We start from the raw sequence: 10,506 nt of genomic DNA on the forward strand, positions 1-10,506 counted from the left end.
AGGCCCGTCACATGCCGCGCCCGTTCACCCTGTTCACCGGCCAGTGGGCCGACCTGCCGCTGGAAGAGGTGTGCCGTCTCGCCCGCGACTTCGGCTACGACGGCCTCGAACTCGCCTGCTGGGGAGACCACTTCGAGGTCGACAAGGCGCTCGCCGACCCCGGCTACATCGCCTCGCGTCATCAACTCCTGGACAAGTACGGCCTGAAGTGCTGGGCGATCTCCAACCACCTCACCGGGCAGGCCGTCTGCGACGCCATCATCGACGAACGCCACCGGGGCATCCTCCCGGGCGACGTCTGGGCCGACGGCGACCCCGAGGGCGTACGGCGGCGCGCCGCGGAGCGGATCAAGGACACCGCCCGGGCGGCCGCGGCCTTCGGCGTCGACACGGTCATCGGCTTCACCGGCTCCGCGATCTGGCATCTGGTCGCCATGTTCCCGCCGGCTCCCGAGTCGATGATCGAGCGCGGCTACGAGGACTTCGCGGAGCGCTGGAACCCGATCCTCGACGTCTTCGACACCGAGGGCGTACGCTTCGCCCACGAGGTCCACCCCGGCGAGATCGCCTACGACTACTGGACCACCCACCGCGCCCTGGAAGCGGTCGGCCACCGCCCGGCGTTCGGCCTGAACTTCGATCCCTCCCACTTCGTGTGGCAGGACCTCGACCCGGTCGGCTTCCTGTACGACTTCCGCGACCGCGTCTACCACGTCGACTGCAAGGAAGCCCGCAAGCGCCTCGACGGCCGCAACGGCCGCCTCGGCTCCCACCTGCCCTGGGGCGACCCGCGCCGCGGCTGGGACTTCGTCTCGGCCGGACACGGCGACGTGCCCTGGGAGGACGTCTTCCGCATGCTGCGCTCGATCGACTACCGCGGACCCGTCTCCGTGGAGTGGGAGGACGCCGGCATGGACCGGCTCCAGGGCGCCCCCGAGGCTCTCACCCGCCTGCGGGCCTACGACTTCGAACCGCCGTCGGCCTCGTTCGACGCGGCCTTCTCCAGCTGACGCACAGGGCCCGTGGTCCGGACCGGTCCGACCCCGGTCCGGACGACGGACCCCCGCGTCCGCTCGTCACGGCTCCGGGATGACGGCGCATCCCGGCGTACGCACCCGCCCGTACAACCAGCCCCGATCTGGAGGCCATTCGTGCACGGGAACGACCCCACCACCCGCAACGCGAACCGCAGTACACGCCTGCGAAAGTCGCTCGCCCTGCTCAGCGGGGCGCTGCTCGCCGGCGCCACCCTCACCCTGACCACCCCCCAGGCCGGCGCTGCCGTCGCCGGTCAGTCGGCGGCGGAGGACTTCCAGCAGGTCACCCTCGCCAAGGGCGAGGCGGAGGTCGGCGAGCCCATGTCGCTCGCCGTCCTGCCGGACCGCTCGGTCCTGCACACCTCCCGCGACGGCGAACTGCGGCTGACGGACGCCGCGGGCAACACCAAGCTGGCCGGCAAGCTCGACGTCTACTCCCACGACGAGGAGGGCCTCCAAGGCGTCGGCATCGACCCGGACTTCGCCCACAACCGCGCCATCTACCTTTACTACGCACCGCCGTTGAACACCCCGGCGGGCGACGCGCCCGAGACGGGCACCGCCGCCGACTTCGCGCCGTTCGACGGCGTCAACCGGCTCTCCCGCTTCGTGCTGAACGCCGACGGCACCCTCGACAAGGCCAGCGAGAAGAAGGTCCTCGACGTCTCCACCACGCGCGGCCTGTGCTGCCACGTCGGCGGTGACATCGACTTCGACGCGGCCGGCAACCTGTACCTGTCGACGGGCGACGACTCCAACCCCTTCCAGTCCGACGGCTACAGCCCGCTGGACGAGCGCCCCGACCGCAACCCCGGCTTCGACGCCCAGCGCACCTCGGGCAACACCAACGACCTGCGCGGCAAGATCCTGCGCATCAAGGTGAACGCCGACGGCTCCTACTCCATCCCCGACGGCAACCTCTTCCCGCCCGGCACGGACAAGACGCGGCCCGAGATCTACGCCATGGGCTTCCGCAACCCGTTCCGGTTCAGCGTCGACAAGAAGACCGGCATCGTCTACGTCGGCGACTACGGCCCCGACGCGGGCGCGGCCAACCCCGACCGCGGCCCGGCCGGCCAGGTCGAGTTCGCCCGGGTGACCAAGGCAGGCAACTTCGGCTGGCCGTACTGCACCGGCGCCAACGACGCCTACGTCGACTACGACTTCGCGACGAAGACCTCCGGCGCCAAGTTCGACTGCTCCGCGCCGAAGAACGACTCGCCGCACAACACCGGTCTGACGGACCTGCCCCCGGCACAGCCGGCCTGGATCCCCTACGACGGCCCGTCCGTGCCGGAGTTCGGCACCGGCTCGGAGTCCCCGATGGGCGGCCCGGTCTACCACTACGACGCCACGCTCGACTCGCCCGTGAAGTTCCCCGCGGTCTACGACGGCGACTTCTTCGCCGGTGAGTTCGGCCGCCGCTGGATCAAGCGCATCACCAGCGACGCGGACGGCAAGGTCCAGTCGATCAACGACATCCCCTGGAGCGGCACCCAGGTGATGGACATGGCCTTCGGCCCCGACGGCGCCCTCTACGTGCTCGACTACGGCACCTCCTGGTTCGGCGGCGACGACCACTCGGGCCTGTACCGCATAGAGAACGCCACCGACGGGCACTCCCCGGTGGCCCAGGCGGCGGCGGACCGCACCTCCGGACAGGCCCCACTGAAGGTGGCCTTCTCCGCGGCCGGCTCCAGCGACCAGGACGGCGACGCGCTCACCTACAGCTGGGACTTCGGCGACGGGGCGACCGCGACCGGTGCCAACCCCACGTACAAGTACAAGAAGAACGGCACCTACACGGCCACGGTGACCGCCAAGGACACCACCGGCCGGACCGGCAGCGCCAGCGTCCAGGTGGTCGTCGGCAACACCGCCCCCACCGTCTCCCTGCAACTCCCCCAGGACGGCAAGCTGTTCAGCTTCGGTGACGCGATCCCGTTCAACGTGAAGGTGACCGACCCCGAGGACGGCAAGGCGGTCGACTGCTCCAAGGTCACCGTCAACTTCATCCTCGGCCACGACACCCACGGCCACCCGCTGACCTCCGCCCAGGGCTGCTCCGGCACCATCCAGACCAGCGCCGACGGCGGACACGACCAGGACGCCAACATCTTCGGTGTCCTCGACGCCCAGTACACCGACAACGGAGGCGGCGGCCAGGAGGCGCTCACCACGCACGCCCGCAGCGTCCTTCAGCCCCGGCACCGTCAGGCCGAGCACTTCAACACCTCCTCCGGTGTCACGGTGACCGCCCGCACCGGCGCCCACGGCGCCAAGACCGTCGGCGACATCGACAACGGCGACTGGATCGCCTTCACCCCGTACAGCCTGTCCGACGCCAAGAAGATCACCGCGCGCATCGCCTCCGGCGGCGCCGGCGGCACCCTGGAGGTCCGCGCCGGGTCCGCGACCGGCACTCTGCTGGGCAAGGCCACCGTGCCGGTGACCGGCGGCTGGGACACCTACCAGGACGTCTCCACCGCCCTGTCGAAGGCACCGCGCGGCACCACCGCCCTCTACCTGGTCTTCAAGGGCGGCAGCGGATCCCTGTACGAGCTCGACGACTTCAACTTCACCACCGGCTGAGAGGAGGCGACACCATGAGAGCGACGGCCAGAACCACCACCGCGGCGCTCGGTGCCGCACTGCTCCTCGGCTGCATGACCGCACCCGCCCAGTCGGACCCGGCCCACGGCGCCAAGCGCGTCCTGGTCTTCTCCAAGACCGCGGGCTTCCGGCACGACTCGATCCCCCAGGGCATCGAGGCCGTGCAGCAGCTCGGCCGGGCGAACGGCTTCACCGTCGACACCACCGAGGACGCGGCCGCCTTCACCGGCAAGAACCTCAGCCGCTACGACGCCGTGGTGTTCATGTCGACCACCGGTGACGTCCTCGACGCCGCCCAGCAGGACGCGTTCGAGGGGTACGTCCGGCACGGCGGAGGCTATGTCGGCGTCCACTCGGCCGCCGACACCGAGTACGACTGGGCGTTCTACGGCGGCCTGGCGGGCGCGTACTTCCAGAACCACCCGGCGATCCAGCCGGCCACGGTGAACGTGGAGGACCGCGCCCACGCGGCGACCTCGCACCTGGGACGGACCTGGGAGCGCACGGACGAGTGGTACAACTACCGCTCCAACCCGCGCGAGCACGCCCACGTCCTGGCCTCCCTGGACGAGACGTCGTACACCGGCGGCACCATGGAAGGCGACCATCCCATCGCCTGGTGCCAGGACTACCAGGGCGGCCGCGCCTTCTACACCGGCGGCGGCCACACCAAGGAGTCCTACGCCGACCCCGCCTTCCGGCAGCACCTGCTGGGCGGCATCCGGTGGGCCATCGGCGACGTCCAGGCCGACTGCCGACCCGAGACCGGCTACCGGCCGCTCTTCGACGGCACCTCCCTGGACGGCTGGCGACAGGCGGGCCCGGGCGGCTTCACCCGCTCCGACGACGGCACGCTCACGTCGACGGGCGGCCTGGGGCTGCTCTGGTACACCCCGACCGGCTTCGGCTCGTACTCGCTGAAGCTCGACTGGAAGGCGGCCGGCGACGACAACTCGGGTGTGTTCGTGGGCTTCCCGCCCTCGGACGACCCCTGGTCGGCGGTCGACAACGGTTACGAGATCCAGATCGACGCCACCGACGTGCCCGAGAAGACCACGGGCTCCGTCTACGGCTTCCGGTCCGCCGACGTGAAGAAGCGCGACCGTGCGCTGAACCCGCCGGGGGAGTGGAACACGTACGAGATCCGCGTGCAGGGCGAACGACTGCGCGTCTGGCTCAACGGCGTGAAGATCAACGATTTCACCAACACCGATCCGGCCCGGAGCCTGCGCGACGGACACATCGGCATCCAGAACCACGGAGCCGGTGACGACGTGTCCTTCCGCAACATCCGGATCAAGGAACTGCCCGTCAAGGGCAGGTGAGCGGCGGCGGGCGGGGGACGCCGGACCCCCGCCCGCCGTCTCAGTCCCTCACCTCACCCACGCGCGGTTCGCGCCCGCCAAGGAGGCTGCCCATGTCCGCGTCCCTTCCCCGCCCCCGCGTGGGAGTGTGGCTGATCGGTGCCCGCGGCTCCGTCGCCACCACCGCCGTGGCCGGCTGCGCCGCCATGGCGGCGGGCCTGCACCCGCCCACCGGTATGGTCACCGAGACGCCGCCGTTCGCCGACAGCGGTCTGCCGGACCTCGCGTCCCTCGTCTTCGGCGGTCACGACACGACGGACTGCCCGCTGCCCAAACGGGCGGAGGAACTGGCCGCCGACGGTGTCCTGCCGCACGGCCTCCCGGCCGCCGTGGCGGCCGAACTCGCCGCGGCCGACGCGGAGATACGCCCCGGCGGCCCGGCCCGCGGTGACAGCCGGAGTACCGAGGAGCTGATCGCCGCCTTCACCGCCGACATCCAGGACTTCGTCCGGCGCGGACAGCTGGCGCGGGCCGTCGTGGTCAACGTCGCCTCGACCGAGCCGGCCGCCGACGGCGCGGCGCTGCCGCCGAGCTCGCTGTACGCGGCGGCCGCCCTGCGCGCCGGCTGCGGCTACGTCAACTTCACCCCGTCCACCGGACTGCACCACCCGGCGCTGGCCGCGGTGGCCGCGACCGCCGGTGCGCCGTACGCCGGCCGGGACGGCAAGACCGGCCAGACCCTGCTGCGCTCGGTCCTCGGGCCGATGTTCGCGCAGCGGGCGCTGGACGTGCGCGCCTGGTCCGGCACCAACCTGCTCGGCGGCGGCGACGGCGCGGCCCTGGCCGACCCGGCGGCTGCCGCCGCCAAGAACGCCGGCAAGGAACGCGTCCTGGCCGACACCCTCGGCGGCAGCCCGCAGGGCGAGGTGCACATCGACGACGTACCGGCGCTCGGCGACTGGAAGACCGCCTGGGACCACATCGCCTTCGACGGCTTCCTCGGCACCCGCATGGTCCTCCAGACCATCTGGCAGGGCTGCGACTCGGCCCTGGCGGCGCCCCTGGTCCTGGACCTGGCCCGACTGACCCTGCGCGCCCACGAGTCGGGCATCCGGGGCGCGCTGTCCGACCTCGGCTTCTACTTCAAGGACCCGGTGGGGCAGGCGCCTTCGGCGCTCGGCGAGCAGTACGCGGCGCTCGTACGGTTCGGGCAGCGGCTGCGGGAGACCGCGTGAGCGCCCGGGCCTGGGCCGAACTGCTGCGCCTGCCCGCGCTGTTCACCGTTCCCGGCGATGTGCTGGCCGGGGCGGCGGCCGCGCCGGGACGGCCCGGACGGCGCACCCTGCTGGCGGCCGGCTGCTCGCTGTGCCTCTACGAGGCCGGGATGGCGCTCAACGACTGGGCCGACCGGGAGGAGGACGCCGTCGAGCGCCCGCACCGCCCCCTGCCCTCCGGCCGCATCCGGCCCGCGGCCGCCCTCGCCGCGGCCGGTGCGCTCACCGCGGCCGGTCTGGCCCTGGCCGCCCGTGCCGGCCGCCCCGCCCTCGCCGTCGCGACCTCGCTGGCGGCCACCGTATGGGCGTACGACCTGGTCCTCAAGCGCACCGCGGCCGGGCCCGCGGCGATGGCGGCGGCCCGCGGGCTGGACCTGCTGCTCGGCGCGGCCGCCACCGGCCCGCAGCCCGGCACGGTGCGCCGGGCCCTGCCCTCCGCCGCCCTGCTGAGCACCCACACCCTGGCCCTCACCACCGTCTCCCGCCACGAGACCACCGGAGGAGCGGTACTGCCCCCGCTCGCGGCGCTGACCACGGCGGGCGCACTCGGACTCCTGCTCGCCAGGAAACTCCCGGCGGGCCGGGGTGCCGCACCCACCCCCGGCCTGCCGGGCAGCACCGCCGAGGCCCCGGCCCCGCGGGCGCTGGGCACCGCGCTCACCGCCGCCTACACCGCCCTGGCCGCCCGCCCCTACCTGCACGCCGCCCTCAACCCCTCACCCCAGCTCACCCAGAAGGCCGTCGGCGGCGGCATCCGCGCCACCATCCCCCTCCAGGCCGCCCTCTGCGCCCGCGCCGGCGCCCCCGTCGCCGCGCTGTGCACCGCCGCCCTCGCCCCGCTGGCGGCCCGGCTGTCGAGAAAGGTGAGCGTGACATGACCCTCCGCTTCGGCTACGGCACCAACGGCCTCACCGACCTGCGGCTCGACGACGCCCTCGCGCTGCTCGCCGACCTCGGCTACGACGGCGTCGGCCTGACCCTCGACCACATGCACCTCGACCCGCTGGCCCCCCACCTCGCCGAGCGCACCCGCAAGGTCGCCAAGCGGCTGGCCGAACTCGGGCTGGACGTCACCGTGGAGACCGGCGCCCGCTACGTCCTCGACCCGCGCCGCAAGCACGGGCCCTCCCTGCTCGGCCCGGACCCGCAGGACCGCGCCCGCCGCACGGACCTGCTCCTGCGGGCGGTACGGGTGGCGGCGGACCTCGGGGCACAGGCCGTGCACTGCTTCAGCGGAATCGTTCCGCCATCGGTGGACGAGCCCGGTACGGCCTGGCAGCGGCTCGCCGTCTCCCTCACTCCCGTGCTGGAGGCCGCCGACGCCGCCGGCGTGCCCCTCGCCGTCGAACCCGAACCCGGCCACCTCCTCGCCACCCTCGCCGACTTCCACCACCTGCGCGGCCTCCTCGGGGACCCGCCCGCCCTGGGCCTCACCCTCGACATCGGCCACTGCCAGTGCCTGGAGCCCCTGCCGCCCCAGGACTGCGTACGCGCCGCCGCGCCCTGGCTGCGGCACGTCCAGATCGAGGACATGCGGCGCGGCGTCCACGACCATCTCCCGTTCGGCGAGGGCGAGATCGACTTCCCGTCCGTCCTCGCGGCCCTCGACACCAGCGGCTACCAGGGCCTGACGGTCGTGGAACTGCCCCGCCACTCCCACGCCGGCCCCCACCACGCCACGACCTCGCTGCCGTTCCTGCGCCGCGCCGCCGACACCCCTCCCGCGACCGCGCCGAAGAGGAGCGCGCCGTGACCTCACTCCACCGGGACCGGGCGGCGCACCCACCGGCCCGCGCCGCAAAGGAGCACACCGTGACCCACTCCGCCGTCGCAGCGGCGCCCTCCCTCGACGCCCTGCGCGAACACCTCGACACCCACCTCGACCCGGCCGCCCGGCAGTGGTACCGGCAGGCCCTGGCCGAAGCCGCCGACCATCCGGGCGGACACGGACCGATCAGCGCCTGGGAACTGCGGCTCGCGGAGGCCGGACGACGCTGCGGCAGCCGGCACGCCGACGCCGCCCGCGTCCTGATCCTGCACGCCGCCCGCGCCGACGCCGTCGCCCTCACCCGCGTCTACCGGCAGGGCACCGCCGACGAACGCCGGGCCGTGCTGCTCGCCCTGCCCCACCTCGTGCCGGGCCCGGACGCGCTCCCCCTGGCCGAGGACGCCCTGCGCACCAACGACACCAGGCTGATCGCCGCCGCCGTCGGCCCCTACGCGGCCCGCCACCTGGACACCCACGGCTGGCGGCACGCCGTCCTCAAATGCCTGTTCACCGGCGTTCCCGTCGACGAGGTGGCCGCGCTCGACGAGCGCGCCCACGGCGACGCCGAACTCGCCCGGATGCTCGCCGACTTCGCCGCCGAGCGCACCGCGGCCGACCGCCCCGTCCCCGGCGGTCTGCACCGGGTGCTGGCCCTGGCCACCGCACCGAGTCGCAAGGAGTCCTGATGCGCCTGTTCGACCCCCACATCCACATGACCTCCCGGACCACCGACGACTACGAGGCCATGCGGGCCGCCGGCATCCGCGCGCTGGTGGAACCCGCCTTCTGGCTCGGCCAGCCCCGCACCTCACCCGCCTCCTTCCTCGACTACTTCGACTCCCTGCTCGGCTGGGAGCCGTTCCGCGCCGCCCAGTACGGCATCGCCCACCACTGCACCCTCGCCCTCAACCCCAAGGAGGCCAACGACCCGCGCTGCACGCCCGTCCTGGACGAACTGCCCCGCTACCTCGTCAAGGACCAGGTCGTCGCGGTCGGCGAGATCGGCTACGACTCCATGACCCCCGCCGAGGACAAAGCCCTCGCCACACAGCTCCAGCTCGCAGCCGACCACGGCCTGCCCGCCCTGGTCCACACCCCGCACCGCGACAAGCTCGCGGGCCTGTGCCGCACCCTCGACGTGGTGCGCGAGTCCGCGCTGCCCCTGGACCGGGTCCTGGTCGACCATCTCAACGAGACGACCGTCAAGGAGGCCAAGGACAGCGGCTGTTGGCTGGGCTTCTCCGTCTACCCCGACACCAAGATGGACGAGCGGCGCATGGTGGAGATCCTGCGCGCCCACGGCCCCGAGAAGGTGCTCGTCAACTCCGCCGCCGACTGGGGCCGCAGCGACCCGCTGAAGACCCGCGCGGTGGCCGACCTGATGCTCGCCGAGGGCTTCACCGAGGACGACGTCGACCAGGTGCTGTGGCGCAACCCCGTCGCCTTCTACGGGCTCAGCGGCCGACTGAACCTGGACATCGCGCAGCCCGAGGCCACCCACGAGGGCAACTCGCTCGCCCGCGGCGGGGAGTGAGCGATGCGCTTCGCCCACCCCGACGGTACGACCGTCCACCTCGCCTACTGCACCAACGTGCACCCCGCCGAGACCCTCGACGGCGTCCTCGCCCAACTGCGCGACCACTGCGAACCGGTGCGCCGCCGGCTCGGTCGCGACCGCCTCGGGATCGGCCTGTGGCTCGCCCGGGACGCCGCCCGCGCCCTGGACACCGACCCGGCCGCGCTGAGCACCCTGCGCGGCGAACTCGACCGGCGCGGCCTGGAGGTCGTCACCCTCAACGGCTTCCCGTACGAGGGATTCGGCGCCGAAGAGGTCAAGTACCGCGTGTACAAGCCCGACTGGGCCGACCCCGAGCGTCTCGAACACACCACCGCGCTGGCCCGGATCCTCGGCGCGCTGCTGCCCGACGACGTCACCGAGGGCAGCATCTCCACCCTGCCGCTCGGCTGGCGCACCGGCTGGAGCGCCGACCGCGCCCGCACCGGACACGAAGCCCTGCGCACCCTCGGCGCCCGGCTGGACGCGCTGGTGGAACTCACCGGCCGCTCCATCCGCGTAGGCCTGGAGCCCGAGCCCGGCTGCACCGTGGAGACCACCCACGACGCCCTGGTCCCGCTCACCGCCGTCGCCCACCCCCGCGTCGGCGTCTGCGTCGACACCTGCCACCTCGCCACCTCCTTCGAGGACCCGCGCACCGCGCTGGACGCCCTCGCCGCCGCGCACATCCCCGTCGTCAAGGCGCAACTGTCCGCCGCCCTGCACGCCGCACACCCCGACCGTCCCGAAGTCCGGGACGCGCTGGCCGAGTTCGCCGAACCCCGCTTCCTGCACCAGACCCGCACCCGCACCCCCGCCGGGCTGCACGGCACGGACGACCTCCCGCAGGCCCTCACCGGGCCCGCCCTGCCCGCGACAACACCGTGGCGCGCCCACTTCCACGTCCCGCTGCACGCCGACCCCGACGGCCCCCTCACCGCCACCCTCCCGGAAC

Annotated in this window: 9 protein-coding genes; all 9 read left to right on the plus strand. The window is 73.2% G+C overall.

Features of this window, described 5'->3' with window-relative positions:
- The first annotated feature begins 11 nt into the window (after nt 1–11).
- On the plus strand, nt 12–1,010 hold the full coding sequence (locus FNH09_RS24870; RefSeq protein ID WP_152891682.1) for a sugar phosphate isomerase/epimerase family protein: 999 nt from the start codon (nt 12–14) through the stop codon (nt 1,008–1,010).
- A 141-nt stretch (nt 1,011–1,151) separates the two neighbouring features.
- Nucleotides 1,152–3,629, plus strand: a complete 2,478-nt coding sequence (locus FNH09_RS24875) for a PQQ-dependent sugar dehydrogenase (protein ID WP_162469047.1) — start codon at nt 1,152–1,154, stop codon at nt 3,627–3,629.
- A 14-nt stretch (nt 3,630–3,643) separates the two neighbouring features.
- Entirely contained in the window at nt 3,644–4,975 is a 1,332-nt protein-coding gene (locus FNH09_RS24880) for a ThuA domain-containing protein (RefSeq protein ID WP_152891684.1), read from the plus strand.
- Nucleotides 4,976–5,067: 92 nt separating this feature from the next.
- Nucleotides 5,068–6,189, plus strand: a complete 1,122-nt coding sequence (locus tag FNH09_RS24885; RefSeq protein ID WP_152891686.1) for an inositol-3-phosphate synthase — start codon at nt 5,068–5,070, stop codon at nt 6,187–6,189.
- Nucleotides 6,186–7,106 (plus strand): SCO3242 family prenyltransferase, encoded by a 921-nt coding sequence (locus FNH09_RS24890; RefSeq protein ID WP_162469048.1) that lies wholly within the window; start codon nt 6,186–6,188, stop codon nt 7,104–7,106. Before FNH09_RS24885 ends, FNH09_RS24890 begins: the two co-directional genes overlap by 4 nt.
- On the plus strand, nt 7,103–7,981 hold the full coding sequence (locus tag FNH09_RS24895) for a sugar phosphate isomerase/epimerase family protein (RefSeq protein WP_152891688.1): 879 nt from the start codon (nt 7,103–7,105) through the stop codon (nt 7,979–7,981). The genes FNH09_RS24890 and FNH09_RS24895 overlap by 4 nt, the downstream gene beginning before the upstream one ends.
- 59 nt (nt 7,982–8,040) lie before the next feature.
- Complete coding sequence (locus FNH09_RS24900; protein ID WP_162469049.1) at nt 8,041–8,682, plus strand: EboA domain-containing protein; 642 nt, start codon at nt 8,041–8,043, stop codon at nt 8,680–8,682.
- A complete protein-coding gene (locus FNH09_RS24905; protein ID WP_152891690.1) occupies nt 8,682–9,530 on the plus strand; it encodes a TatD family hydrolase in 849 nt (282 codons plus the stop codon). The genes FNH09_RS24900 and FNH09_RS24905 overlap by 1 nt, the downstream gene beginning before the upstream one ends.
- A gap of 3 nt (nt 9,531–9,533) precedes the next feature.
- On the plus strand, nt 9,534–10,506 hold a 973-nt coding region (eboE, locus tag FNH09_RS24910; RefSeq protein WP_152891692.1), incomplete at its 3' end, for a metabolite traffic protein EboE.

The sequence above is a fragment of the Streptomyces adustus genome (genome assembly GCF_009377175.1).
Taxonomy (GTDB): Bacteria; Actinomycetota; Actinomycetes; order Streptomycetales; family Streptomycetaceae; genus Streptomyces; species Streptomyces adustus.